At 62.9% G+C, this 24,569-nt stretch carries 19 protein-coding genes and 2 pseudogenes; 14 read left to right on the top strand and 7 right to left on the bottom strand.

The window, feature by feature from the left end; genetic code table 11:
• Both ACQ4W4_RS27305 and ACQ4W4_RS27300 read right to left on the bottom strand, forming a co-directional pair.
• Positions 1 to 140, bottom strand: a pseudogene (locus ACQ4W4_RS27305) (IS3 family transposase); the annotation flags it as partial.
• 124 nt (positions 141 to 264) lie between these two features.
• Positions 265 to 1,872 (bottom strand): hypothetical protein, encoded by a 1,608-nt coding sequence (locus ACQ4W4_RS27300; RefSeq protein ID WP_436544628.1) that lies wholly within the window; start codon positions 1,870 to 1,872, stop codon positions 265 to 267.
• A gap of 423 nt (positions 1,873 to 2,295) precedes the next feature.
• Here ACQ4W4_RS27300 and ACQ4W4_RS27295 point away from each other — a divergent pair, with 423 nt between their 5' ends.
• The 6 genes from ACQ4W4_RS27295 to ACQ4W4_RS27270 all read left to right on the top strand — a co-directional run bounded on the left by ACQ4W4_RS27295 (position 2,296) and on the right by ACQ4W4_RS27270 (position 8,282).
• Positions 2,296 to 4,005 carry a methyl-accepting chemotaxis protein gene (locus tag ACQ4W4_RS27295; protein ID WP_436544627.1) on the top strand — a complete coding sequence of 570 codons (1,710 nt, stop codon included), beginning with the start codon at positions 2,296 to 2,298 and terminating at the stop codon, positions 4,003 to 4,005.
• A 22-nt stretch (positions 4,006 to 4,027) separates the two neighbouring features.
• On the top strand, positions 4,028 to 4,657 hold the full coding sequence (gene cysC / locus ACQ4W4_RS27290; RefSeq protein ID WP_436544626.1) for an adenylyl-sulfate kinase: 630 nt from the start codon (positions 4,028 to 4,030) through the stop codon (positions 4,655 to 4,657).
• Positions 4,658 to 4,689: 32 nt separating this feature from the next.
• A complete protein-coding gene (locus ACQ4W4_RS27285; protein WP_436544625.1) occupies positions 4,690 to 5,808 on the top strand; it encodes a sulfotransferase family protein in 1,119 nt (372 codons plus the stop codon).
• 189 nt (positions 5,809 to 5,997) lie between these two features.
• Positions 5,998 to 7,338, top strand: a complete 1,341-nt coding sequence (locus ACQ4W4_RS27280; RefSeq protein WP_436544624.1) for a sensor domain-containing protein — start codon at positions 5,998 to 6,000, stop codon at positions 7,336 to 7,338.
• Between the two features lie 48 nt (positions 7,339 to 7,386).
• On the top strand, positions 7,387 to 7,770 hold the full coding sequence (locus tag ACQ4W4_RS27275; protein ID WP_436544623.1) for a hypothetical protein: 384 nt from the start codon (positions 7,387 to 7,389) through the stop codon (positions 7,768 to 7,770).
• Between the two features lie 68 nt (positions 7,771 to 7,838).
• Positions 7,839 to 8,282, top strand: a complete 444-nt coding sequence (locus tag ACQ4W4_RS27270; protein WP_436544622.1) for a DUF411 domain-containing protein — start codon at positions 7,839 to 7,841, stop codon at positions 8,280 to 8,282.
• A 94-nt stretch (positions 8,283 to 8,376) separates the two neighbouring features.
• Here the strand turns inward: ACQ4W4_RS27270 and ACQ4W4_RS27265 are convergent, their stop codons facing one another.
• Positions 8,377 to 10,608: an NADP-dependent isocitrate dehydrogenase gene (locus ACQ4W4_RS27265; RefSeq protein ID WP_436544621.1), complete on the bottom strand. Its 2,232-nt coding sequence runs from the start codon at positions 10,606 to 10,608 to the stop codon at positions 8,377 to 8,379.
• Positions 10,609 to 10,973: 365 nt separating this feature from the next.
• On the opposite strand from ACQ4W4_RS27265, the gene ACQ4W4_RS27260 reads away from it, so the two are divergent.
• From ACQ4W4_RS27260 to ACQ4W4_RS27240, 5 genes and pseudogenes are all read left to right on the top strand, one after another.
• The gene (locus tag ACQ4W4_RS27260; RefSeq protein WP_436544620.1) at positions 10,974 to 13,127 is read left to right on the top strand and encodes a TonB-dependent receptor; all 2,154 of its coding nucleotides are present in this window, start codon (positions 10,974 to 10,976) and stop codon (positions 13,125 to 13,127) included.
• Between the two features lie 286 nt (positions 13,128 to 13,413).
• Positions 13,414 to 13,725, top strand: coding sequence for a hypothetical protein (locus ACQ4W4_RS27255; protein ID WP_436544619.1), 312 nt, complete (start codon positions 13,414 to 13,416; stop codon positions 13,723 to 13,725).
• 310 nt (positions 13,726 to 14,035) lie between these two features.
• A pseudogene (locus tag ACQ4W4_RS27250) lies at positions 14,036 to 14,178 on the top strand (IS1595 family transposase); the annotation flags it as partial.
• Positions 14,179 to 14,400: 222 nt separating this feature from the next.
• The gene (locus ACQ4W4_RS27245; RefSeq protein WP_436544618.1) at positions 14,401 to 15,720 is read left to right on the top strand and encodes a dockerin type I repeat-containing protein; all 1,320 of its coding nucleotides are present in this window, start codon (positions 14,401 to 14,403) and stop codon (positions 15,718 to 15,720) included.
• Positions 15,721 to 15,793: 73 nt separating this feature from the next.
• Positions 15,794 to 16,411 carry a PEP-CTERM sorting domain-containing protein gene (locus tag ACQ4W4_RS27240; RefSeq protein WP_436544617.1) on the top strand — a complete coding sequence of 206 codons (618 nt, stop codon included), beginning with the start codon at positions 15,794 to 15,796 and terminating at the stop codon, positions 16,409 to 16,411.
• 16 nt (positions 16,412 to 16,427) lie between these two features.
• On the opposite strand, the gene ACQ4W4_RS27235 is transcribed toward ACQ4W4_RS27240, so the two are convergent.
• The gene (locus ACQ4W4_RS27235; protein ID WP_436544616.1) at positions 16,428 to 18,935 is read right to left on the bottom strand and encodes a cation-translocating P-type ATPase; all 2,508 of its coding nucleotides are present in this window, start codon (positions 18,933 to 18,935) and stop codon (positions 16,428 to 16,430) included.
• 220 nt (positions 18,936 to 19,155) lie between these two features.
• Between ACQ4W4_RS27235 and ACQ4W4_RS27230 the strand changes: the two genes are divergently transcribed.
• Positions 19,156 to 19,938 (top strand): universal stress protein, encoded by a 783-nt coding sequence (locus tag ACQ4W4_RS27230; RefSeq protein WP_436544615.1) that lies wholly within the window; start codon positions 19,156 to 19,158, stop codon positions 19,936 to 19,938.
• A gap of 76 nt (positions 19,939 to 20,014) precedes the next feature.
• Here the strand turns inward: ACQ4W4_RS27230 and ACQ4W4_RS27225 are convergent, their stop codons facing one another.
• Genes ACQ4W4_RS27225 through ACQ4W4_RS27215 form a run of 3 tightly spaced genes read right to left on the bottom strand, consistent with a single transcriptional unit; the run spans position 20,015 to position 21,908 of the window.
• A complete protein-coding gene (locus tag ACQ4W4_RS27225) occupies positions 20,015 to 21,010 on the bottom strand; it encodes a zinc-dependent alcohol dehydrogenase family protein (RefSeq protein ID WP_436544629.1) in 996 nt (331 codons plus the stop codon).
• Between the two features lie 37 nt (positions 21,011 to 21,047).
• Positions 21,048 to 21,476: an Hsp20/alpha crystallin family protein gene (locus tag ACQ4W4_RS27220; RefSeq protein WP_436544614.1), complete on the bottom strand. Its 429-nt coding sequence runs from the start codon at positions 21,474 to 21,476 to the stop codon at positions 21,048 to 21,050.
• 51 nt (positions 21,477 to 21,527) lie between these two features.
• On the bottom strand, positions 21,528 to 21,908 hold the full coding sequence (locus ACQ4W4_RS27215; RefSeq protein WP_436544613.1) for an Hsp20/alpha crystallin family protein: 381 nt from the start codon (positions 21,906 to 21,908) through the stop codon (positions 21,528 to 21,530).
• Between the two features lie 394 nt (positions 21,909 to 22,302).
• On the opposite strand from ACQ4W4_RS27215, the gene ACQ4W4_RS27210 reads away from it, so the two are divergent.
• Together ACQ4W4_RS27210 and ACQ4W4_RS27205 are read left to right on the top strand one after the other, a co-directional pair.
• Entirely contained in the window at positions 22,303 to 22,770 is a 468-nt protein-coding gene (locus tag ACQ4W4_RS27210) for a pyridoxamine 5'-phosphate oxidase family protein (protein ID WP_436544612.1), read from the top strand.
• An 832-nt stretch (positions 22,771 to 23,602) separates the two neighbouring features.
• Complete coding sequence (locus tag ACQ4W4_RS27205) at positions 23,603 to 24,004, top strand: hypothetical protein (protein WP_436544611.1); 402 nt, start codon at positions 23,603 to 23,605, stop codon at positions 24,002 to 24,004.
• The last annotated feature ends 565 nt before the right edge of the window (positions 24,005 to 24,569 follow it).

Genomic DNA, 24,569 nt, shown 5'->3' with positions numbered 1-24,569 from the left:
AAAACTGTCGACCGACCCTGTATTCCGTAGCGCGTTTGCGCCTGCTTGTACGTCATCTCGCCTTTTTCAACCTGCTCGACAACGCTCAATTTAAAAGCCAGGCTGTAATCTCGCTGAGTGCGTCGAAACCCTTGTTCCATCGGACACTCCTTCTCTGTAACGAAAAAGTGTCAACTTATTCCAGGACGGGTCATCACAAACAAAAAAGCCCGTCTTCGCAGGAAGGCGGGCTTTTTGCATGCAACGCGGTCTCGCCGCCTATTGCTAAGCGGCGGCGGCCCCGCCCTCTTCCGGCGGCACATCGGCTCGCCACAGGCCGATGGTCTGGCCCGCATACGACTGCAGCAGCACGTCGTCGCTCAAGGTCTGCATCGCCTGCTGGCGCTGCTCCGCTTTCTTCTCGGGCGTCATGCCCAGCTCGTCCGTCCGGTACGGCCCCAGCACGGGCAGCAAATCGCGCAGCACGGAATAATTGCCCGGCGTGGTCTTGTCCGACTCCAGCTTGCCCAGGAAATACTTCATGACATGCTCGGACTGATGGGCCTCCTGCCGCAAGCTCGCCTTCACCATCTTGCCATCCTTGTAGGCCACCTGCGCATCGCTGCTGGCCGTATCCTCGATCTGGTGGTAGGTATAATTCTGCGATTCCGTGTCGGTCGTCAGGCGCAGCGGCACGCCGGGCACGAGCGTCTGATGGAAGCTGGCGCTCAGCTTCGATTGCTGCTGCTGCCGGATCGAACGCGCGTCCTGGCTGGCGCCGGCCTGCTCCGTCTTTTGCGACACTTCATAATTGAAGCCATCCTTTTCCGAACTGCGCATGGGATTGCTGAATTTCACGACCTGCGATATGGAGGCGCTGAAATCGGCCAGCCCCGTCAGGATGGACTTGTCCTCGGCCGCCAGGCGCCACTTGCCCGTCTCGGGCGTATCCGTGGCCGCTTGCGGCGCGGCGGTATTGCTGTGCAGGGCCGTAAAGCTATCCTTGAGCATGGCCACCAGGCCCGCATCGCCATGGCCGCGCGACGCCGCCTGGTCGAACTGCTTCATGTAACTGTCCAGCGCCTTGGCTTGCCGTTCGCGGCTGCCCAGGGTATTGAGCTGACTGGCGTCGACCTTCAGATCCAAGGTGCCGGCCACGCCGCTGAAGCTGATCTTGCGCTGCGCCCCATCGGCCTGGAAATCCAGGGTTTGCACGCTTTCCTGCTCGCCGCGCACCTTGACTTCCGCATGCAGCTTCACCGACGCCAGTTGCTCCTGGTCGAACTGCATCAAGCCTTCCAGCTTGATTTTCGGCGTATCGCGTCCCAGGCCTTCAATGGCCGCCTGAAAACCCTTCGCCAGGTCGCCCAGCGCGCTCGCTTCAGCGTCGCTGAGGTCGCCGCTCGTCGTCATGTTCACGGCCAGGCCGTCGCCCTGGCTGTCGAGCGACAGCTTGACTTCCACGCCGCTTTTGGTCGTGATGCTGAGGGTAACCCTGTCTTCGCCATTGCCATGCAGGCTGCCCGGCGCGATGGCCGATGCCCCGTAGACATTGGGCATCGTACTCGGCGGCGGCTGCCGCATCGCCTGCGAGAAATTATAGTTGCCCAGCTTGGCCTGTCCCAGCATGGCCGCGCCCAGGCCGCTGAAGCGGCCGCCAAAAGCATACGAAGAAAAACTCTTCGTCATGGCCTCGCTCACCTTGTCGCGCGTCGCGCTTTCCCACACCATCGGCGAAGGCACGAGAGATGACACGGCCGGCGGGCCGCCGACGGCGACGATGGCGGAAGGGGACGGCGCCAGCGATGAGGGCGTGTCCGCCCTGCTTGTCGTAGCGGCAGGCGCGCGGGACGGACTTGGATTCCAGCTCGGGATCGGGGAGACGGAGGTCATGGTCGTTATACCTTGCTAAACGAGTAGTGGTGCATGGGTGAGATATTCATAACTTTCAGTTTTTGATAACAATCAACCGTCAAGCTAGCCCACTTTCAGCCAGGCGTGGGATATACGCCGCTTCAGGTGCCAGGCAGACACAGCTATAACGACGTGAAATGTGAAATCATGAGCACTATGTGGCATGAAAATTTTTCATTCTTAATACAAGTCACGCTCCGCCCCAGCGGCGGCGCCAGCGAGGGCACGTCATTTAGCTCAAATTGGAACTGTTGCCACAAGTAAATTCATACTGTTGCTCATATGATGAAAGTGACTATGTGTGACTTTCCACCTACCAGCAATCGCTATGATCGCTGAGTGCTTCTTGATAAATCCGCCTTTGCTTATTCGGAACAGGAACCATGGCCTTAAGGAGGCAGTATGAAATTTATGAACTTAACCATCGCCAAGCGGCTCGGCCTGGGCTTCGGCCTGGTCGCCATGTTCCTGTTGCTGGTCATCACGCTGGGACTGACCAGCATGCGGCAAATCCAGGGCCGCATGGATGAAACCACCAAGGTCAACAACGTCGAAACCAGCTTGGCGCAAACCATGGATTTGACGGTCACCGAGCGGGCGCTGGCGCTGCGCAATCTGATTTTGCTGAAGGATGAGAAGGAGGTCCAGATCGAGGTTGCGCGCATCGCGGAGCAGGAAAAGAAATACGCCGCCGCCCAGCAAAAGCTGGGGGCCATGTTCGCCAGGCTGGAAGGCACCTCGAGCGAAGAAAAAAGCCTGCTTGAACAGATCCGCACACAAAGCGAACTGGCGGCGCCCTTCATTCAGCGGGCCGCCGCGCTGGCGCTGGCCCAGAAGCAGGACGATGCCTACAAGCTGCTGCGCTATGAATTCCGCCCCGTGCAAAAGCGCTGGTGGGAATTGCTGCGCACCTTGATCGCCGTCGAGGAAAAGCAGAATAACGAGGCATCCGGCGTCGCCGAGGCCGCCTACAGCCAGGCGCGCCTGGTGATGCTGAGCATCGGCTCGCTGGCCCTCATCACCAGCCTGCTGGCCGCCGTCCTGATCACGCGCAGCGTGACGCGCCAACTCGGTTGCGAGCCCGACGAAGCGGCGGCGATCGCCGGGCAGATTGCCAGCGGCAACCTGGCCGTGCCCATTCATACCCGCCCCGGCGATACGCACAGCCTGCTGTACGCCATGCAATCGATGCGCGACAGCCTGGCGCAGATCGTCCAGCAAGTGCACGCCAGCACCGAGACCATCGCCACGGCGGCAGGCCAGATCGCCATGGGCAACCTGGACTTGTCTTCGCGCACGGAACAGCAGGCCAGTACGCTGGAGCAAACCGCTTCATCCATGGAAGAACTAACCAGCACCGTGCGCATCAACACCGACCATGCGCGCCAGGCCAACGGGCTGGTCGAATCGGCCTCCGATGTCGCCACCAAGGGCGGCGCCGTGGTGGCGCAGGTGGTCGACACCATGGCGGCCATCGATGTCTCGGCGCGCAAGATCGTCGACATCATCGCCGTCATCGACGGCATCGCCTTCCAGACGAATATCCTGGCGCTGAACGCGGCGGTCGAGGCGGCCCGTGCCGGGGAACAGGGGCGCGGCTTTGCCGTGGTGGCCACCGAGGTGCGCAATCTGGCGCAGCGCTCGGCCGCCGCGGCCAAGGAAATCAAGGACCTGATCGGCGACTCGGTCGACAAGGTCCAGGCCGGCAACCGGCTGGTCGAACAGGCAGGATCGACCATGCACGAGGTAGTCGCCAGCGTCAAGCGCGTCACCGGCATCATGTCTGAAATGATGTCCGCCAGCCAGGAACAATCAGCTGGCATCGAGCAAATCAATATGGCCGTGACGCAAATGGACAATGTGACGCAGCAAAATGCGGCACTGGTCGAAGAAGCCGCCGCCGCGGCGCAAGCGATGCAGGAACAGGTCAACAGCCTGAACGATGTCGTCAGCGTATTCCGCGTGGGCAACATCGCTGGTGGCCGCGATGCGGGACTGCGCGTGGTCAGCCGTCCGCCACCGCCGCCGGCGGTGCGGCGCGCGCCCGCCACGGCAAAGCCGGCCCGTCCGGCCGTCGCCAAGCCCAGCGAAATCGAGTGGGAACAGTTTTGAGCCGGCAACGGGGGAGTGGCACATGGGTAAACTGGAACAGATCGCCGCTGCGGGCGACGTGGTAGCGACGCACATCTTCCCGCATGCAAGCCATATCGGCAAGGAACAACGGGGCTTGCTGGCCGGCCAGCAAGGCGCGACGCTGTGGCTGACCGGCCTGAGCGGCGCAGGCAAGTCGACGCTGGCGTACGCGCTGGAAAGGCGGCTGCTGGCAGAGGGCCACCTGAGCTGCGTGCTCGACGGCGACAATATGCGCCATCACCTGAATGGAGACCTGGGTTTCTCTCCCCGCGATCGCCAGGAAAACATCCGCCGCAGCGCCGTCGTGGCCAGGCTGATGAACGATGCCGGCATGATGGTCATCTGCGCCTTCATCTCGCCGCTGCGCAGCGACCGCGAGATGGCGCGCCAGATCATCGGCAGAGACAATTTTATCGAAGCCTATATCAGCACGCCGAGCGCGCTATGCGAGGAACGCGACCCCAAGGGACTGTACAAAAAAGCGCGGGCCGGACTGATCCCTGCATTTACGGGCGTCTCCGCGCCCTACGAGGCACCGCTGGCGCCGGCGCTTATGCTGGACACGGGCGTGCTGTCGCTGGACCAGTCCTGCGAGCGGCTGTTCCAGCAACTGTGCCCGCACTTCATCTGATGCCGCGCGGCCACCTTTTTCGAGGAATTGAGATGAGCAGCAGCCACCATCCCGGCCACGGCGCGCGCCCGCGCCCCGTCATGATGATCCCCTTGCGCCGCTGCGGCAGCCATGCCCTGCGCCTGCGCCTGAACCTGTCGCCGCAGTTTTATTCGCCATATCCACTGCACCTGATTGATATGATGCCGCTGCTGCCCCTGTACGGCGACTTGCGCGATGACCGCGCCTACTTTCGCCTGGTGGTCGATGTGGTGGGCCTGGCGGCGGCCAGCATGGTCAAGTGGCCGGGGGTCGTCTTCGATCCGGTGGAAGTGTTTGAGACGCTGCGCGGCCAGCCGCGCAGCATCCACCGCGTGGCATGGGAGCTGCTGCTGCGCGCGGGCGAACGCCGCCAGGCGCAGGTGGTGATGGACAAGTCGCTCGACAGCGTGCACTACGCCGACGACATCGTGCGGCTATATCCCGACATGCTGTTCCTGAACGTGGTGCGCGATCCGCGCGCGCAAGTGGCGTCGATGAACCGCGCCATCATCCACGATTTCGACACGCTGCTCAACGCCAGGACCTGGCTGGCCGCCCACACGGCCGCCGACCAGGTCGTGCAGCGCTATCCGCAGCGCGTGCTGACGATACGCTATGAAGATTTCCTGTCGCGGCAACAGGAAACGCTGGAAACGGTATGTGACTTTCTCGGCATCGCCTTCCTGCCGCACATGCTGGACGTGGCCGCGTCGGCGGAGGCGCGGCAAATCGCGCAGTTGTCATCGCTCTGGTCGGCCAACTGCTATGCGCCGATCGCGACCAACATCGACAAATTCAGGCGGCAACTGTCGGACGATGACATCAACCTCATCGAAACGCTCACCGGCCCGTATATGGACCGCTACGGCTACGCGCGCCTCGCCCGCGGCGACGCCAACATCACGCCCGCGCTGATCGAGCTGGCCGGCATGCGCTCGGCGCAAGGACGCGAACGCGCCTGGCACGCCCTGGAGCACGATAACTTCCGCGATTACGTGCTGCGCCGCTGCCGCGCCGACTATCTGGCCCAGCTGCATGCACGGCTCAGCCAGGCCAGCGGCGCGCAGGGCAGCAGCACCATCGTCACGCTGGATCAACTCGACCAGGGCGCGTTTGTCGTCAGCGACTAAGCGCCTGGCCATCGCCTGTCCCAGGCTGCGCTCCTGCGTCTGAATGCGACTTTTTGACCGGACTCCTCCCCCGCATCAACGATGCATCAGCATGCCGCCGCCGGCCCGGCAAGCATGATCAATTCTCTTTGTTTTCAAAAAACAACAATTTAAATATCGATCGGCAATGTCCACTAGAATGGTGGGCATATGAAACATATGATTAGCGCGCCGGTCGCCAGTTTCACCGATTTGCTGCTTGACGCCGTGTGCATGGTCGATGTGGACGGGCGCTTTGTCTTCGTCAGCGCCGCCTGCGAACGCATCTTCGGCTACACGCAGCAGGAAATGGTCGGCAAGCGCATGCTCGACCTGGTCGCGCCCGCCGACCGCGCGCGCACCCTGGCGGCCGCGCGCGCCATCATGGATGGGCATGCGCAGACGCACTTTGAAAACCGCTATCTGCGCAAGGACGGCAGCCTGGCCCACATCATGTGGTCGGCCCGCTGGTCCGCCGCCGACCAGCTGCGCGTGGCCGTGGCGCGCGACATCACCTTGCTGAAACAGGCGCAGGCAAAGCAGGCCGCGCTGTACGCCATTTCCGAAGCCATGCAGGCGACGCAGGACTTGCCCGCCTTGCTGCACCGCATACAGCAGATCATCGGCGAACACTTGCCGACACGCAGCCTGACCCTGCTGCTGCATGACGAGCACGGCGCCCAGCCGCCCATCACCTGCCATGCGGACGACAGCGCGCCCCAGCCGACGCCGTCCCTGGCCAGCCTGCTGTGCGACGAAGTCCTGCGCAGCGGCCGCCCCTTGCTGCTGCAGGCGGGACAACTGGCCGGCCTGCCGCCGGCGCTGCAAACGGCGGCCGGCGCCCTGTCCTCGTGCTGGCTGGCCGTGCCCTTGTATTCCTCGCTGGGCAGCATCGGCGCGCTGGCCTTGCAAGGCGGCCAGGATGCCGTCATCGGCACGGAGCAGGACCAGGATTTGCTGCAATTTGTCGCCAAGCAACTAGCGACCGCCATCGAGCGCCGGCAGTTGCAGACGCAAATGCAGTTCATGGCGATGCATGATGAACTGACCCGTTTGCCGAACCGCCGCCTGTTCCACGACCGCCTGCACACGGCGTTCGCGCGCGCGCACCGCCAGGAAGGCCGGCTGTCGCTGCTCTTCTTGGACCTGAACAACTTCAAGCGCGTCAACGACGAACACGGCCATGCCTGCGGCGACCTGCTGCTGCAAACGGTGGCGAGCCGCCTGCGCGATTGCATGCGCGAAACCGACACGCTGGCCAGGATGGGCGGCGATGAATTCGTCGTGCTTCTGGAAAGCAATGCCACGCCGGTGGACGTCAAGCTGATCGAGCAAAAGATCCACGCCGCCCTGGCCGCGCCGCTGCACCTGGGCGACGGGCAGCAATTGTGCATCGCCGTCAGCATCGGCGTGGCCCACTATCCGGAAGACGGCGATACCATGCAGCTGCTGTTGCGCCATGCGGACCGGGCCATGTACGCATCGAAGGTGCTTGCGGCCGCCTCGCGCTAGCGGCAGCCTGCCCTGGCGACAGTCCCCCCTATGCTATACTTTTGGGCGATGCTAAGACTCTTCAAAACATGGCTGATCCTGCTGCTGATCGCGGCGGTGCCGCTGCAGGCGGCCGCTGCGGGCGTCATGCGGACGTGCGCGCCGCTCGCCGCATCGCCTGCCGCCGCGATGGCAGCGGCTTGCCCGCATCACGCTGCGCAGTCATCCGCCATCACGGACAGCGCCGAAACGCCAGCAGAAAACAAGGCCCCTGCCAAGCACCCCGCGTGCGGCGCCTGCGCCAGCTGTTGCCTGGGCGCGCTGATGCCGCCCTGCCTCGTCCTTTCCGCCGCCTGCACGGGCGCGCAACACGTCACCACCGCAACAGCCGCCTTGCTGACGGGCTTCATTCCCGACGGCCCGCGCCGGCCGCCGCGGCCGCTTTCCGCTTAAATTCCAAGCTCGTCCCAAACAGGCCACCGAAGTGGCCACGATAGCCCTATTCCGTCTGAAAGCGACACATGATCAAACATTACATACTGCGCGGCGCTTTCGCCGCCATGCTGGGCTTGCCCACGTTCGCCATGGCGGCCCTGCCCGTCATTGAAGTCTACAAGAGCGCCTCGTGCGGCTGCTGTTCCGCATGGATCGAGCACCTGGAAGCGAACGGCTTCACGGTGCGCGCGAAAAATGTGGAGATGCCGGCCCAGTACCGCAAGCTGGCCGGCATTCCCGACGCGCTCGGCTCCTGCCACACGGGCCTCGTCAACGGCTACGCCATCGAAGGCCATGTGCCGGCCAGCGACATCAAGCAGATGCTGCGCGAGAAGCCCAAGGCAAAAGGCCTGGCCGTGCCGGCAATGCCGATGGGCTCGCCAGGCATGGAAGGGCCGCGCAAGGATGCGTATGACGTCTTGCTGGTCAAAAACAATGGCAGCACCAGTGTCTACAAACACTATCAATAACACCGAGGGGAAATGAAAAACGCCGCCGGAATCGCTTCCGGCGGCGTTTCTTTATCAGGCAGCAGTAAAAAGATTACTGCCTGTCAAGGCTGCATCAGATGGTGTCGAGCACGGCATTCAGGCTGGCGCTAGGACGCATGACGGCTTCCGTCTTCGCCGGATCGGGCAGGTAGTAGCCGCCGATATCCGTTTCCTTGCCTTGTACTGCTTTCAGCTCGGCAACGATCTTTTCTTCGTTCTCGGCCAGGGCCTTGGCCACTGGCGCGAAGTGCGCCGCCAGTTCCGCGTCGTCCTTCTGCGCTGCCAGGGCTTGCGCCCAGTACATGGCCAGGTAGAAATGGCTGCCGCGGTTGTCCAGTTCGCCCGTGCGTGGCGATGGCGACTTGTTATTGTCCAGCAGCTTGCCGGTGGCTTCGTCGAGGGTTTTCGCGAGGATTTTGGCCTTCGCATTGCCCGTCTTGATGCCCATGTCTTCCAGCGACACGGCCAGGGCCAGGAACTCGCCCAGCGAATCCCAGCGCAGATGGTTTTCTTCCACCAGCTGCTTGACGTGTTTCGGCGCCGAACCGCCGGCGCCCGTTTCGTACATGCCGCCACCGGCCATCAATGGCACGATCGACAGCATCTTGGCGGACGTGCCCAGTTCCAGGATCGGGAACAGATCGGTCAGGTAGTCGCGCAGGATGTTGCCGGTCACGGAGATGGTGTCCAGGCCGCGGAACGCGCGTTCCAGCGTATAGCGCATAGCGCGCGTCTGCGACATGATCTGGATGTCCAGGCCCTTGGTGTCGTGCTCCTTCAGGTACACCTGTACCTTCTTGATGACTTCGTTCTCGTGCGGACGGTAGGAATCGAGCCAGAACACGGCAGGCATGCCCGAGTTGCGCGCGCGCGTGACGGCCAGCTTGACCCAGTCGCGGATCGGCGCGTCCTTGACCTGGCACATGCGCCAGATATCGCCCTCTTCCACCGTTTGCGTCAGCAGCACTTCGCCCGTTTCCAGGTCGGTGATGTTGGCGATGCCGCCTTCCGGCACTTCAAACGTCTTGTCGTGCGAACCGTATTCTTCCGCTTGCTGCGCCATCAGGCCCACGTTCGGCACGGTGCCCATGGTCTTCGGATCGAAGTTGCCATGCCATTTGCAAAAGCCGATCATTTCCTGGTAGATGCGCGCGAAAGTCGATTCCGGCATCACGGCCTTGACGTCTTTCGGACGGCCGTCGGCGCCCCACATCTTGCCGCCGATACGGATCATGGCCGGCATCGACGCGTCGACGATGATGTCGTTCGGCGAATGGAAGTTGGTGATGCCCTTGGCCGAATCGACCATGGCCAGTTCCGGACGATGCGCGTGGCAGGCGTGCAGATCCTTGAGGATTTCATCCTTTTGCGACGCTGGCAGGGTGTCGATCTTGTCGTACAGGTTGCTCATGCCGTTGTTGACATTGACGCCCAGCTTGTCGAACAGTTCGGCGTGCTTGGCGAACGCGTCCTTGTAGAAGATGCGCACGCAGTGGCCGAAGACGATCGGGTGCGAGACCTTCATCATGGTAGCCTTGACGTGCAGCGAGAACATCACGCCCGTCTTGAACGCGTCGTCGATTTCCTTCTCGTAGAACTCCAGCAGCGCTTTCTTGCTCATGAACATGCTGTCGATGATTTCGCCCGCTTGCAGGGAAACCTTCGGTTTCAGCACGATGGTCTTGCCCGAGGCCGTGACCAGTTCCATCTTGACATCGCGGGCCTTTTCCAGGGTCAGCGATTTTTCGCCATGGTAGAAGTCGCCATGGTGCATGTGCGAGACATGGGTTTGCGACGACTGGCTCCACTCGCCCATCGAGTGCGGGTGCTTGCGCGCATACTCTTTGACGGCCTTCGGTGCGCGGCGGTCGGAATTGCCCTCACGCAGGACCGGGTTGACCGAGCTGCCGATGCACTTGCCGTAGCGGGCCTTCAAGGCTTTTTCTTCTTCGGTCTTCGCATCTTCCGGATAGTCGGGCAGCTTGTAGCCACGGCCTTGCAATTCGCGCACGCAGGCGATCAGCTGACCTTGCGAAGCGCTGATGTTCGGCAGCTTGATGATGTTGGTGTCCGGATTCTGGGTCAATTTGCCCAGTTCAGCCAGAGTGTTCGGGACTTTTTGCGCGTCCGTCAGGAATTCGGGAAATTCAGCCAGTACACGTGCCGCCACCGAAATATCGCTGGACACCACGTCCACGCCAGCCGGCGCGGTGAATTTTTTGATAATCGGCAGCAGGGAATACGTCGCGAGCAGCGGCGCCTCGTCAGTCAGCGTGTAGATGATTTTGGATTTTTGTGTTGCCATGTTCATTCCCTTGTATGCGGTGATGCCTGGTGGTTAACTTTCTTCATTCCAAACACAGGACGGTTAGCCTTGCTTTGGACGGCTAGTGTGCCGGCGGTGACGCCGTGCTTGCCCACCACGTATTTTAGACTGTCCTGCTGCTGTTTGTGTATCCGATGGCGACGAATCTTATATAAGACAGCAAATATCTGATGGCGGCAGCCCGGAATGGCCAATTTCCGCGCTGAAATGCACTCCCGGCACGCGCACGGCATGTATGTGGCTGCGGCGGCAATGCATATTCCGATAATTTTAAATAGTAATGATTCTCATTTATAATACGGCGGATGCAATTCCTCTCCACTCACTTTATCCGCTTGCCCTTGATGCCGACTCCACACACCCGTCTCGCCCTCCCCCATCTCACCACCCGGTTGATCCTCGCCGGACTGCTCGTTGCCAGCGTGACGCCGCAGGCGATTGCCCAGGCAGCGGCCGAAGCGCCCACGCCGCTCGCCACCGTGCTGGTCAACGGACAAGCCGAAGCGGACGCCGGCGGGCAGATCGCCAAGAGCGCGCGCGCCGGCATGCTGGGCGAAAAAGACTTGCTCGACACCCCCTTCAGCGTCAACAGCTACACGAGCCAGCGCATGCTGGACCAGCAGGCGCTGACCCTGGCCGAGGTGCTGGGCGGCGATCCGTCGACCCGCTTCACGGGCCAGATCGGCGGCGTCACGGATTCCTTCTTCATCCGCGGCTTTCCCCTCAACGAGGGCAATCTGAGCGAAGTGGCGTTCGACGGCGTGTATGGCGTCTCGCCCAACTACCACTTATTTACGGAGTATCTGCAGAGCGTGGAAATCTTCAAGGGGCCGGCCGCCTTGCTGTACGGCATGTCGCCAAACGGCGGCGTGGGCGGCGTCGTCAACGCCGTGCCGAAACGCTCGCTGCCGCGCGACCTGACGCGATTGAGCGTCGATTACGGCTCGGGCTCGCAGGCTGGCGCGGCCATCGACGTCAGCCGCCGCTTCGGCGAGGAACGGCGCTTCGGCATCCGTTTCAATGGCTTGCACCGCCAGGGCAAGACGCCGCTCGACCACCAGACCTCGCGCGCGGAAGTGGCGGCCGTCGCCCTCGATTACCAGGGCCAGCGCCTGCGCGCCTCGCTCGACGTGATCGAGCAATACCAGTGGATCGACGCACCCACGCGCCCCTTCCTCGTGGCCGCGCGCCTGCCGGTGCCGCAAGCGCCGGACGGCCGGCGCAATATCGCCCAGTCCTGGGGCTGGTGGAAATCCAACGACCTGGCCACCCTGGGCAAGATCGAATATGACCTGAACGACAACGTCACGGTGTTTGCCGACGCGGGCGGCACCCGCTCCGACGTGTCGCGCTATTCGGACCAGACGCCGACGATCACCAGCGCGGCCGGCGACATGACGGTCACGCCCATGAACTGGAAATTCCGCGTGCGCCGTGCCAGCGCCGACACGGGCGTGCGCGCGCGCTTGCGCTCGGGCGGCGTCGAGCATGCGCTGGTCGTGATGGGCAATGTCTACCAGGACGAATTTGGCAGCGTGAGCAATTCCGGCAAGCTGATCGCCTCGAATATCTACCACCCCGTCGCCGTGGCCGATCCCGGCATTGCCGCGCCGGCCCGCGCGCCGAAGCTGTCCGCCTCCACCCTCTCCAGCCTGGCCGTGGCCGACACGCTGGACATGCTGGACCGGCGCGTGCAGCTGACCCTGGGCGTGCGCCGCCAGCTGGTCGAATCGAAGAACTACCACGCCGTCACCGGCGCGCTGACCACGCACTACAAGCAGGGCGCCCTGACGCCGCTGGCCGGCATCGTCGTCAAGCCATGGCGCCACGTGTCCCTGTACGCGAACTATATCGAGGGCTTGAGCAAGGGCGATATCGCGCCCAACATCGCCGACAACGCGGGCCAGGTGTTCGCGCCCTACAAGAGCAAGCAGTATGAAGCCGGCGCGAAGGCCGATTTCGGCGTCGTGCTGGCGACCCTGGCCATGTTCCAGGTGAGCAAGCCCAGCGGCCAGCTGTACGGCAAGGTGTACAGCATGGACAGCGAACAGCGCAACCGGGGCCTGGAACTGAACCTGTCCGGCGCCGCCAGCAAGGCCGTGCGCCTGCTGGCCGGCGTCACCCTGCTCGACGGCCGTCTGGTCAAGACCAACAGCGCCGCCACCATGGGCAAGCGCCCCGTCGGCGTGCCCACGGCCATGGCCAACCTGGGCGGCGAATGGGATGTGCCGTACCGGCCCGGCCTGACGGCCACGGGCGCCGTCAGCTACACGGGCAAGCAGTTCGTCGACCAGACGAATCTGCAATCTGTACCCTCCTGGACCAAGGTCGACCTGGGCCTGCGCTACCGCACGGCCCTCGCCGGCAAGGCGACGACCTTGCGCGCCGGCCTGATGAACGCCTTCGACCGCCATTACTGGGCCGGCGTGGCCTCATACGGCACGGTCTCCCAGTCGGCGCCGCGCACCATGCAACTGTCGGCCGCCGTGGATTTTTGACGGACAAGGGCAGCAGGCGCTCCCTGGAACAGCACAACGCAGCCAGCGGGCAACACCCGCTGACTCACAACGCATTCCTGACAGGAAGTGCGCATTTTCACTTACCGGGCCAGGGCTGCCTGACTACAATTACCATCAGTTTAATGCCTGTGCTCTGACAAATGAGCACCCCGAGGGACTCTCGGAACGTCATGTCACGACAGCTTGAAGACGAGAGATACCGACCTCGAACAGACGCCCTGCTTGTGGATGCATTTAATGATGCAAGCGCGCCACATAAACATCCATGACTTTAGTCCGCCATTACGAAAAAGAACAGCTCATCAACGGGGAAAGCGTGATGCTATGCCTGAGCCAAAGCAGCGCTCAGGATATCGAAGCTGGATGGTTCCCTTACGGCGCCCACTTCTTTCGGATACTCCCGAACGACGCCTGGGAGGCACAGGAGCATCATGTCGGCAACTGGACCATGTGCCTTCGGTGGCTGGCAACAAAGCTGCCTGGTTCTCAACGCGAGCAGTTCTGCCAGTGTACCGGCTTGCACGCGATGCACCAGCAGCAGTCAGAAAAAAAACGCGCGCAATGGCGCTGCAGCTGAGCAATATGTGGCGTCGTACCTGGCACTGCATTGACATCAGCTTGCTGAGCTTTATTGTACCCAGGGCGCATCTCCTTCCAAACGAAAATGTTGGCTTCTACTACGCCAATTACGAAGAGCACTGGGGGAGCATTCTCGACTTTTTCAGGCCATGAGCAGCCACTATGAGGATCTTCGCACTGTGTCTGCGCAGCGGCCCGGCCTTCGGCTCTGTCATCGGCAAGCAGGGAAAATGCCGGAATCTGCTCGTGGCGATGCCGTCTGACTCTGCATATTCACCACACAGAGTACAGAGCATGCAGCGAGCCGAATGAATCAGCTTGAATGGATCAACTTTATCGCACAGCTGCTTACCTGAACCGGCGCCAGCGGCAGGCAGGCATGGCCTTGCTGCGTGGCAACGCGCTACACGATGCGACCGTCGCACCGCTGGAAAGCGTGGCGCAGCGGCGCGGCATGTCCAATGAACAGCAGCAGCGCGTCGGGAAGAAGCGACATGGTCTGTCGAAGGATTTGACAGCCGCTACGGTAGCAGCCCCTTTCCCACAATCATGTTCGTTTTGAATCAAGAACTTGCGCCTCGTGGCCCTGTTTTTGCTCTGACACGTGCTGCAGACATCAGCTGCCTGCGAGGCCGTTTCCCCCCTCACTCGCAGCACTTTAAAAGAGGACATCATGAGCATCTTTGCACGGACAATCGCACTAGCCGCCGCCGGCCTGCTGATGGTGACGCAAACGGCCGACGCGGCCCGGCCCCGCACCGAGCTACTGAGCGGCGCCGGCCACGGCTGGCTGGCCAGTCCCAATGGCGTCAACGGCTGGATCCCAGCGTATGGGCCCTACCCGAATCCGAACACCATGCCGTATCCTTTCCTGAATGAATTCGGGATACACGCCGACCTGATGTGGTACTGGCCCGGCCCTGGCGTACCCGAAGCCGCCAGCCCGCCCAGCACAGCCTACTTCCGCCACCAGTTTCACCTGGAACCGGAAAATGGCATGAAACCGCAAATCGTCGCACTGATGGCGGCGGACGACGAAATGACCCTGACGATCAACGGCACGCCATTCGCCAGCTACCGCCTGGCTGACCATAAGATGCCCAACGGGCAGCCAGAAGCCGTGGCGGTCGACATGACGCCGGCATTACGGCTAGGCGACAACCAGATCGACATCCGCGCGACCGATACCGGAGCGGGCCACTGGGTATTTTTCGACAGCTACAACATCTTTCACCCGACGGAAGTACTGGTACAGCGGGCGCCCGCACAGATCAGCCTGGTTGGAGACAAGGATGACTTCCATCCCGACGACCAGGCCGACATGGCTCCCAAGTCGCAGCACGTGCTCGACATGCTGGGCAAGCTCGTGGCGGCGCCCGCCATCGACCTCGACCAGCCAGCGCATAACCAGTCCGTGGGGCTGACGCATGACATCACCGTGCCGGAAGGCGCCATCATCACCTCGGCCACCGTCAAATTGCACATCAGGATGACGGGCGCCGTGGTCGACAATGACATCGTCCTGTTTAATCAGAGCAATGTCTCCGACGAGGGGCAAGCAACGAGGGTGATCGCCCTGCACGATTTGCTGGGCTTTCCCCCGCAAGTGGGCGGCAGCTACGACATGGTCTGGAATCTGGGAAAAACCCCGCTGCGCAATGTTGCCACCAGTACCGTGACCGGACAGCCCGACCAGGTGCTCAACCTCTTGCCCATGCTGGCAAGCGAGCAACGCCTGGACGTGCTGGCGACGGACGGCACCATGGTCGATTACTCGGAATTGAGCGTCACCTACACCGGCGTCAGCGCCGCCCCGGGCGACTTGAACAACGACGGCGCGGTCGACCGCGCCGACGTGAACATTCTGCTGCTGGGCCTGAATAGCCTGGCATCGGATGCGAACGATCCGCGCGATCTCGACCGTGACGGACGGATCACCGCGCTCGATGTACGCAAGCTGGTGGCCAACTGCAGCCGGCCATTGTGCAATTAGGCCGGCACTTTACGCTGGCCGTGCTCGGCCGGCTTCCTCGATTCACGGGAGACTCATCATGAAGAAGCTATGTATGGCAGCAATGCTATGGCTAGCGTGCCTGAGCTGGGCGCCGCTGGCCCAAGCCCTGCAAATGTCCCTGTTGCCGCACGGCGGCTACCATATTGCGCCGGGCGGCCTGCTGCTCGTCGACCTGAACATCGCCGGCCTGCAATCGGGCGGCCTGAACACGGAGTTGGGCGTGTTCCACCTGGACCTGTATTACGACCCGGACCTGCTGTTCTATCTGCCAGGCGCGTCGGGCTGGGGCACGGCCCTGGGCCGGACGGACGGCGGCGCCGAAGCCCTGGCGTTCGCCGACGCCAGCATGCCAGGCCTGCTGCGTCTGGACGAAGTGTCGCTGCTCGACGGCCTGACGCTGGGCCAGCTGCAAGGCGATAGCTTCCGGCTCGCCACGCTGGCCTTCCGCGTGACGATGCCGCCCGGGCCCGCGCCGGCCAATACCATCCTGTTCGCCGATGACATCCTGCTGGCCGATGCGGGAGGCAATCTGATTCCGGTGGCGCTGGACCAGCCCCCCGTGCTGATACTGCAGGTGCCCGAACCAGGCACGCTGGCGCTGCTGGGCCTGGGAATGGCAGCGCTGGCCTGGCAACGGCGCAGGCCGAATCTGCCGCCTGGGCGCGCATGAGTGTGAAGGCCGGCTGTCACCGGGCGCCAAGGCGCCTGCTGGCCTGCAAATGCCGCAGCAAGGCGCACCACGCCATGGTCGCGACGGGCACCAGGCAACACAGCAGCAGCGACACGGCATCGGGCACGGCAAAGGCAAACAGGTGCCGCAGGGCCGGCACGCCCAGCACGACGAGCAGCAGCGACACGGCCGCCGCCGCGATCCAGCCGGCATACGGATTCGTGCCGCACGGCTGCATCCTGTCCATGCCGGCCGCGCGGCGATTGGCGTAAATCAGTACCAGGTTGGACAAGGTCAAGGCAATGAAAATGGCGGCGCGGGCCGCCTCGTCGGACTGGCCCGCCCGCCGCACCTGCCAGAACAGGAGCAGCAGCGCCAGCAGTCCGGCCCCCTGCAACACGCCGCGCAGCACGATGGCACTATCGAACAGGCGCTGAGCCGTCGCTCTGGGCGGCTGGCGCATGGTTCCCGCTTCCATCGGCTCGGCCTCGAAGACGATGGAACAGGCCGGATCGATGATCAGTTGCAGAAACAAAATGTGAACCGGCAACAGCAGCAGCGGCCAGCCCAGCAGCACAGGCAGGATCGACAGGCCCGCGATCGGCACGTGCACGGCAACGATGAAGACGATGGCCTTGCGCAGGTTGGCGAACAGGCGCCGGCCATGCCGCACCGCTACCACCAGCGAGGAAAAATCATCCTTGAGCAAGACCAGCGCGGCCGCCTCGCGCGCCACGTCCGTGCCGCGCGCCCCCATGGCCACGCCGATATGCGCCGCTTTCAAGGCAGGCGCATCGTTGACGCCGTCGCCCGTCATGGCGACGATGTCGCCGCGCGCGCGCAAGGCCCGCACCAGGCGCAGCTTTTGCGCAGGCGCGATGCGGCAACACACGCTCGCCCCGGCCAGGCGCTCCTGCAGCGCGGCATCGTCCATGCCGTCGAGTTCGCCGCCCGTCAGTGGCGCGCCCTGCGTGGGGATGCCGGCCTGGTGCGCGATCGACAGCGCCGTGGCGGGATGGTCGCCCGTGATCATCACCACGCGCAGGCCGGCCTCGCGGCACTGCGCCACCGCCGCCGGCACTTCGGGGCGCACGGGGTCTTCCAGCGCCAGCAGGCCGAGAAAGGCAAAATCGAAATCATGCTGGTCCGACGGCAGGGGCGGCGCGGCGAAGGCGGCCCAGGCGACGCCGATCACGCGCATGCCGCTGTCCGCCATGGCCGCCACCTGCGCCGCGATGCGCGCGCAATGCGCGGGCGCCAGGTGGCACAGGTCCATGATGGCTTCCGGGGCGCCCTTGGCGGCGATCACGTAGTCTTGCCGGCTGGGCGAGCGCCACACGCGCGACATGGCCAGCATCTGGCGCGACAGCGGATAATCGTCGATCAGCATCCAGTCGCCATGCAGGTGCTCCGTATTCGCCAGCAGGCGCGCGCCGGCCGCGCCGATGGCCGCTTCCATGGGATCGAAGGCTTGCCGGTGGCTGGCCAGCACCGCGTATTCGAGCAAGCCGTGCAGTTCTTCCGGCAGGGGCGGCTCCGGCACCTGGCCGCACGCATAAGCCGCCCCTTCCGCCCACAGCTGGCGCAGCTGCATGCGGTTGCTGGTCAGGGTGCCTGTCTTGTCCACGCACAGCACCGTCGTCGCCCCCAGCAGTTCGATGGCCGGCATGCTGCGCGCGAGCACATGCTCGCGCCCCAGGCGCCAGGCGCCCAGCCCCAGGAACAGCGTCAGGATCACCGGCAACTCTTCCGGCAGCAGGGCCATGGCCAGGGTCAGCCCGGCCAGCAAGCCGCGCAGCGCGTCGCCGCGCAGCCACCAGTAGGCCAGGCCGAGCACTGCCGCCAGGCCCAGCGCGCCGATGGCGGCACCGCGCACCACGCGCCGTGTTTCCTGCTGGATCGGCGTCAGTTCCCCGCCCAGCGCGGCCAGCGCGGCGCCGATGCGGCCCAACGCGCTGTGCTGGCCGGTGGCCGTCACGCTCCCGCTGGCCGCGCCCTGCGTGATCAGGGTGCCCGCATACACGCAGCCCGGCACCAGCTTCATGACCGGCACCGACTCGCCCGTCAGCATCGATTCGTCGGCCATCAGGTTCGACGCGCTCAGCAGGGCGATGTCGGCCGGCACGCGGTCGCCTTCGGCCAGCAGGACCAGGTCGCCGCGCACCAGTTCGCGCCCGGCGATGCGCGCCTGGCGGCCGTCGCGGATCACCAGCGCGCGCGGGCTGGACAGGTCGCGCAAGGCGGACAGCGAACGTTCCGTGCGCTGCCGCTGGACATAGCTGATGCCGATGACGAGCATGACGAAGCCCAGCAGCATGGCCGCTTCCTGGCGGTCGCCCAGCAGCAGATAGATGGCGCCGCACGCCAGCAGCAGCAAGAACATCGGCTCGCGGACGATCTCGGCCAGCAGGCGCCAGTAACCCAGCGGGCGCGTCGCTGGCAATTCGTTCGGACCATCGGCGGCAAGGCGCGCCGCCGCCTCGGCGCTGGTCCAGCCGGTGGCTTCCTCGTGCCGAAGTGGCATGGGATCTCTCCTGTATCAAACAGGCAATGGGGGAAAACCCAAGGCTAACATGGATCGCGACAGGCAACGCGAAAAACGGACTGGCGTCACCGGCACGCAGGCTGGACGGACGGACATCGGCAGCCGAAATGTCACGCCAGAGCGGCATCATATGAGGCGGATCATATGTCGACCGACGGCGCCTGCTAGGCTGATAGTCTTCATGCACAGGGAGCGTAACATGGCATACAAGACTATCGTGGTTCACGTGGATGGTGCTGCCCATGCGCGCGAACGCATCGCAGTGGCGGGACTCGTCGCCAGCAGCCAGCAAGCCCACCTGATTGGCGCGGCAACGCAATCTGCGCCTCCCGAAGCCGCGCAATCGGCGGTGGAAGCGCTCGACCGGTTCGAGGCACAGGCCCGCTCGGCCGACGTCTCGCATGAACGCCGCCTGAGCGAGCAGGATACCGCCAGCAACCTGACCTTGCAGGCGCGCTATGCCGATCTGCTCGTGTTGAGCCAAAGCGCTCCGCACGACAGCGAGCATGCTGGAAACGAACATTTGCCTGAGTATGTGGCCTTGTTTGCAGGCCGGCCCGTGTTGCTTGTGCCGCACGCAGGCAGTTACCCGCACGTGGACCGGCATGCGCTCGTGGCGTGGGATGGCAGCCGCGCCGCCGCGCGCGCCGTCGGCGATGCGCTTCCCCTGCTGCGCGCCAGCCGCCTCGTGACGGTTGCCGTGTTCAATCCGGAGCGCGAATATGGCGTACACGGCGCCCAGCCGGGTGCCGACATTGCCCTGTTTCTAGCGCGTCATGGCGTTCAGGTGGAAGTCCTGCGGCAAAGCACGCCGCTCGACCTGCCCGTGGGCGAGGCGCTATTGTCGCTGGCCGCGGAGCAAAATGCCGATCTGCTCGTGATGGGCGCGTATGGCCACCCGCGTTGGAATGAAATCCTGCTGGGCGGCGTCACGCGCACTGTGCTGCGTTCGATGACTTTGCCCGTGCTGATGTCGCACTAGCAGCCCCATTCCGTTGCACCAGTGCGCCGCGCGCGGCGTACCGCCGTGGCCATGCACGGGCCATGGCCAGCCCTCCTCACGCGTGCCAGTCCGGCAGCAGCACCACCGCACCGTCAATCGTGCCGCTGCGCAGGCTGGCCAGCGCACGATTCGCCTCACCCAAGGGCAAGGTCGTCACTGACATGTGCAATGGCAGGCTGGCGGCAAGGTCCAGGAAAGCCTCGCCATCGGCACGGGTCAGGTTGGCCACGGAGCGCAGGCTGCGCTCCTGCCATAGCAGCGCATACGGAAACGATGGAATCGCCGACATGTGGATGCCGGCGCACACGACGGTGCCGCCCTTGACGCAAGCAGACAGCGCGGCTGGCACCAGGCTGCCGAGGGGCGCAAAGATGATGGCGGCGTCCAGCGGCTGCGGCGGCGCCACGTCGCTGGCGCCGACCCAGGTGACGCCGAGCGACAACGCAAAATGGCGTGCGCGCTCATCGCCGGGCCGGCAGAAGGCATACACTTCCCTCCCCTGCGCCAGGGCCACCTGGGCAACTATGTGCGCGGCGGCGCCGAAACCATACAATCCCAGGCGCCGGCCGGCACCGGCCATGCGATAGGCGCGATAGCCGATCAGGCCGGCGCACAACAGCGGCGCGGCATGGGCGTCATCATAGCGGGCCGGGATGGCGAAGCAGTAGCGCGCATCGGCAAGCGCAAATTGCGCATAACCGCCATCGCGGTCATAGCCGCTGAAGCTGGGCCGGTCGCACAGGTTCTCGCGCCCCTGCCTGCAGTATGGGCAACAGCCGCACGTACCGCCCAGCCAAGGCACGCCCACGCGCTGGCCGACCTCGAACCGTTCGACGCCGGCACCGGCCTGGACAATGCGGCCGACAATTTCATGGCCGGGTATCAGCGGCAAGCGGTGCGGCGCCAGGTCTGCATCGACGATGTGCAGGTCCGTGCGGCACACGCCACAAGCCAGCACCCGCAGCAGCACCTCGTGCGCACCGCAAACCGGCACAGGCAGCCGTACCGGCCGCAAGTCCCGTCCGGGTCCTGGCCACTGCATCGCCAGCATGCTGTCCGGCTGCGTCATCGGCACCGCCCGAGCAAAGTCAGCGTATGGCCAGGTACTTGCCGCGGCCATCCGTCTTTTTCGGCAGCGTCAGTTCCAGCATGCCATGCCGATAGTGCGCCGTCGCGGTACGCTCGTCGATTGCCTGCGGCAAGCTGAAGTAACGGTACTGCGGTTCCCGCGCCACGCGGGCCGCCGCATCATCCTGCATTTCCCCTTCGGCATAGATCAATACGGCGTTACCGTCGATCTCCACCATCAGCGCTTGCTTATCGTAGCCAGGCATCTCCGCCTCGACCTGGTAAGCATCGTCCGTTTCCGCGATATCGAGCCGGAAGTAGCGCCGCTTTCGCATCGCATGCAATGCATGCGCGAGGCGCCAGCGACGCAACCGCTCTTGCACCCCTGCCCTGGTCGGCAGGTGCCAATGCCGCGCAAGCGGGGCGATGTGCTGCAGGATGCTGGCCATGCTCGTCTCCTGTCAAGGGAACATCGTGCGGCTCATGCAGGCACACGGAAATTAATTTATTTGCAGCACCCTGCTGGTGCCGCCCGGCTTTTTCGGCAGGGTCAGTTCCAGGATGCCGTCCTGACACCTGGCTTCCGCCTTGCTCTCGTCGACTTCGTGCGGCAAGCTGAAACTGCGGTGCTGCTGTCCATAGTACCGTTCGCTGCACACCATATTGCCGTTTTCCTGGCGCTCTTCCTTCTTCACTTCCGTACTGATGGAAACCTGATTGCCGTCGATGGCCACCTTGATGTCTTCCTTCTGCACGCCAGGCACTTCGGCCTTGACCACATACGCCTGCTCGGTTTCCGACATGTCGAGACGCATGCGTGGTACGGCGTCGGCCGTGCGCAGGAGCGGAAATGCCGTGTATTCCTGAAAAAGATCATCCATAGCCCGGAACGGGTCGAACCGGGCAACCTCGCTAAACGGATTCAATGACATCAAGCGGTTGGCCATGTTTGCTCTCCTGAAAATGATGTGCCGACGATGCCTGCACGGCCGGAGAGACCTCTCCGGCATGATGCGCACACGCGGACGACTTCCCCATCTTAGGAGGCGCCGGCAGGCATCGCATGACTTGCATCAAACGAACCGCCCAGTAATACTCAGGCATCGAATGAAAAAACAGGGCTTGTTGTTGTGCTCGATTCAGGATTCGCGCATGGCAAATGCACTTTCCATGATGCCCATCAAAGTGCAGGCATGCGCGATGGCCGCAATCACGCAATCACGTTAAGGTAGCTGAATTCCCTCCCCTATCGACCCTGGGCCACGGAGCGACATCATGCGACTGAACCACAGCACCCGCGACTTCATCCTGCAGCTGATGCGGCAGGTACCGGACATGACCCTGGCCACCGTGCGGCCGGACGGCTACCCGCACGCCACCACCGTCAGCTATGCCAGCGACAACCTCACGCTGTACGTCGGCGTGGGCCTGGGCAGCCAAAAGGCTTGCAACATACAGCTGAACAACAAGGTGTCGCTGACCATCACCCGGCCCTATGCGGACTGGCAGCACATTCAAGGCCTGTCGATGGGCGCCACGGCACGCATCATTGCTGAACGAGAAGAGGCGGAGCATGCGTCCGATTGCCTGCTGCGGCGTTTCCCGCAGATCAGGGAAATGATGGCCGGAACGGATGCCATGCCTTGGGCGGGGGCCGTTTTCCTGCGTATCGAACCGAGCATCGTTTCCGTGCTGGACTATCAAAAAGGCTTCGGCCATACGGAATTGTATGAAATAGACTGAGGCCGCAATGGGGCGGACGGGCCGCCACGACAGCGCCGCCGCGCCCGTCATGTCAGTGATGCCCTTCACGCCGGCGGCGATGCGACCGCCGTTCACGCCGCCGGTTCCCAGGCAACGCCGATGGCGGCGCCTGAGCTACTCTGTTGCGCAGCTTGATCAACAGCCACATCTGCAGACAAGTTCACTATCGAACATCCTACGACACATCAAGCCTTTGCAGCCCGCTCCTCGATCAAGCGCCGCAGCGCCGGCGTATCCAGCGTCCGGCTGACGTTGAAGCGCATACTCGAGGCAGCACTCGGCGTCCAAGAAAATTAGTTGCCGGGCGCCAGAAGGTGCCCCTGCTTGAACAGCTCATCACCCACCGAAACGGCATTCAGTCCATGCGGCAACATCGCCCAGACTGAATCGCCACCATTAGCTTAGACTCTCCTGATCCATAATTCCGAAAAAGAAGAACCGACGATCATGCTGGGGCCAAGGTGTCCTGCCAGGCGCCTGGTGTGCGGTCTCGTCGTGGTCTGATCCAACGACGATATCGAGTCTGACCTGGCTATCCCCCTGCCCCGCAGAGACTCCTACCGCGCTGAAGCCATAGTTGCTTGAGCTTCGGTGGATTCCACCATGAACGCTTCCGTGGCTCAACCTCTTGCAACATTAATCTCGGGTTTCGCGGGGCGCAGAGCAATCGATTCGAGTTCTTTTTCTCATCATTCCATTCTATAACGATGCATTTAAGTTAAAGTGTTGCGTTGATCGATTGCGTCGGCAGCCAGAAGCGGACCTACAACACACATGACGTGGGATACGTAAAATACTTTGGACCAATACCATGGAAGAGCCACGTTTCAAGCCTGAGCAGTTCATACGTCGTTCCGGTACCACCCAAGTTGATGCCGAGGTTCGCCGGTGGTTGCGTTCACTAACTGTAGCGCAGCGAATTGATTTTATTGTAGATCTGTATAGCCACAACTACAGATATGCGATCGCGCTAGTCCGGTCGTCAAAGCTTCCAAGCGACGACGTCACACGACTGCTGCAGCAATGGCTGCTTTCATCGAGCCACAACGCCAGTCGCGGATTGATTGATGGATTTGTGCCTATGATCGGCGAAGCCAGGTTTTGGACGATTGCTGCAAAATCTAAGGTGACGCCTACCATGGTGGAGTTCCTGAACTTTCACGGCCAAGAAAAGTTCAACCTTTATCGTGCTGCACTGACCGGTAAGGCTTAATGTTTGAGCAAAAATCTAGCTTATACCGAACGTCTGCAACGGGGCGTAACCTGCCAACGACGGCAGCCGGCTAAAAGCAGACGCTGCGTTAGAGCTTCACCCGGCCATGATTAACTCGTCAGATATGTGCAACAAGCAAGTAACGATAGACCTTACCTACGCGAAGAACGCATTGTTCGTTCGTCAATCCGTTGCGGTCGCTTTTGGCGTGCCAATCGATAGGGAAATAACTTGGAACTTCCTTCAAGATCTGCTCTGTAATTCCAGTGAGTTTGCATTACCTGCGCGGGTGTTAGTCTGTGGTCTGCCAAGTGTTAGCGGCGCCATTGGAGATGAGATTCGAATGCTCCGCACCTTTCTCCGCGCGCTTGCGACAACGCGAAGCATCGACGTTCAGATTGTTTTGCACGATTAAACATGTAGTGCTCGCCCCCTACTCTGGGGACGACTGTAGTGGTCAACCCATCCCGGACACTACGTTAAGTTTTTCTTCGGCGACGGCCGGTGCCAGTCCCTGGTTGAACTGATGTGGCCGTATCCAGTTATACCGGTGCATCAGGTAGTG

Source organism: Janthinobacterium glycogeni (assembly GCF_051380725.1).
GTDB lineage: Bacteria > Pseudomonadota > Gammaproteobacteria > Burkholderiales > Burkholderiaceae_D > Janthinobacterium.
Note: the sequence above shows the minus strand (reverse complement) of the source record. Positions and strands in the feature narration are given on the sequence as shown.

Excerpts from the sequence above, each read along its gene's own strand:
- ACQ4W4_RS27300 (WP_436544628.1), bottom strand. The coding sequence starts at position 1,872 with ATGACCTCCGTCTCCCCGATCCCGAGCTGGAATCCAAGTCCGTCCCGC.
- ACQ4W4_RS27295 (WP_436544627.1), top strand. The coding sequence starts at position 2,296 with ATGAAATTTATGAACTTAACCATCGCCAAGCGGCTCGGCCTGGGCTTC.
- cysC (WP_436544626.1), top strand. The coding sequence starts at position 4,028 with ATGGGTAAACTGGAACAGATCGCCGCTGCGGGCGACGTGGTAGCGACG.
- ACQ4W4_RS27285 (WP_436544625.1), top strand. The coding sequence starts at position 4,690 with ATGAGCAGCAGCCACCATCCCGGCCACGGCGCGCGCCCGCGCCCCGTC.
- ACQ4W4_RS27280 (WP_436544624.1), top strand. The coding sequence starts at position 5,998 with ATGAAACATATGATTAGCGCGCCGGTCGCCAGTTTCACCGATTTGCTG.
- ACQ4W4_RS27275 (WP_436544623.1), top strand. The coding sequence starts at position 7,387 with ATGCTAAGACTCTTCAAAACATGGCTGATCCTGCTGCTGATCGCGGCG.
- ACQ4W4_RS27270 (WP_436544622.1), top strand. The coding sequence starts at position 7,839 with ATGATCAAACATTACATACTGCGCGGCGCTTTCGCCGCCATGCTGGGC.
- ACQ4W4_RS27265 (WP_436544621.1), bottom strand. The coding sequence starts at position 10,608 with ATGGCAACACAAAAATCCAAAATCATCTACACGCTGACTGACGAGGCG.
- ACQ4W4_RS27260 (WP_436544620.1), top strand. The coding sequence starts at position 10,974 with ATGCCGACTCCACACACCCGTCTCGCCCTCCCCCATCTCACCACCCGG.
- ACQ4W4_RS27255 (WP_436544619.1), top strand. The coding sequence starts at position 13,414 with ATGACTTTAGTCCGCCATTACGAAAAAGAACAGCTCATCAACGGGGAA.
- ACQ4W4_RS27245 (WP_436544618.1), top strand. The coding sequence starts at position 14,401 with ATGAGCATCTTTGCACGGACAATCGCACTAGCCGCCGCCGGCCTGCTG.
- ACQ4W4_RS27240 (WP_436544617.1), top strand. The coding sequence starts at position 15,794 with ATGGCAGCAATGCTATGGCTAGCGTGCCTGAGCTGGGCGCCGCTGGCC.
- ACQ4W4_RS27235 (WP_436544616.1), bottom strand. The coding sequence starts at position 18,935 with ATGCCACTTCGGCACGAGGAAGCCACCGGCTGGACCAGCGCCGAGGCG.
- ACQ4W4_RS27230 (WP_436544615.1), top strand. The coding sequence starts at position 19,156 with ATGGCATACAAGACTATCGTGGTTCACGTGGATGGTGCTGCCCATGCG.
- ACQ4W4_RS27225 (WP_436544629.1), bottom strand. The coding sequence starts at position 21,010 with ATGCTGGCGATGCAGTGGCCAGGACCCGGACGGGACTTGCGGCCGGTA.
- ACQ4W4_RS27220 (WP_436544614.1), bottom strand. The coding sequence starts at position 21,476 with ATGGCCAGCATCCTGCAGCACATCGCCCCGCTTGCGCGGCATTGGCAC.
- ACQ4W4_RS27215 (WP_436544613.1), bottom strand. The coding sequence starts at position 21,908 with ATGGATGATCTTTTTCAGGAATACACGGCATTTCCGCTCCTGCGCACG.
- ACQ4W4_RS27210 (WP_436544612.1), top strand. The coding sequence starts at position 22,303 with ATGCGACTGAACCACAGCACCCGCGACTTCATCCTGCAGCTGATGCGG.
- ACQ4W4_RS27205 (WP_436544611.1), top strand. The coding sequence starts at position 23,603 with ATGGAAGAGCCACGTTTCAAGCCTGAGCAGTTCATACGTCGTTCCGGT.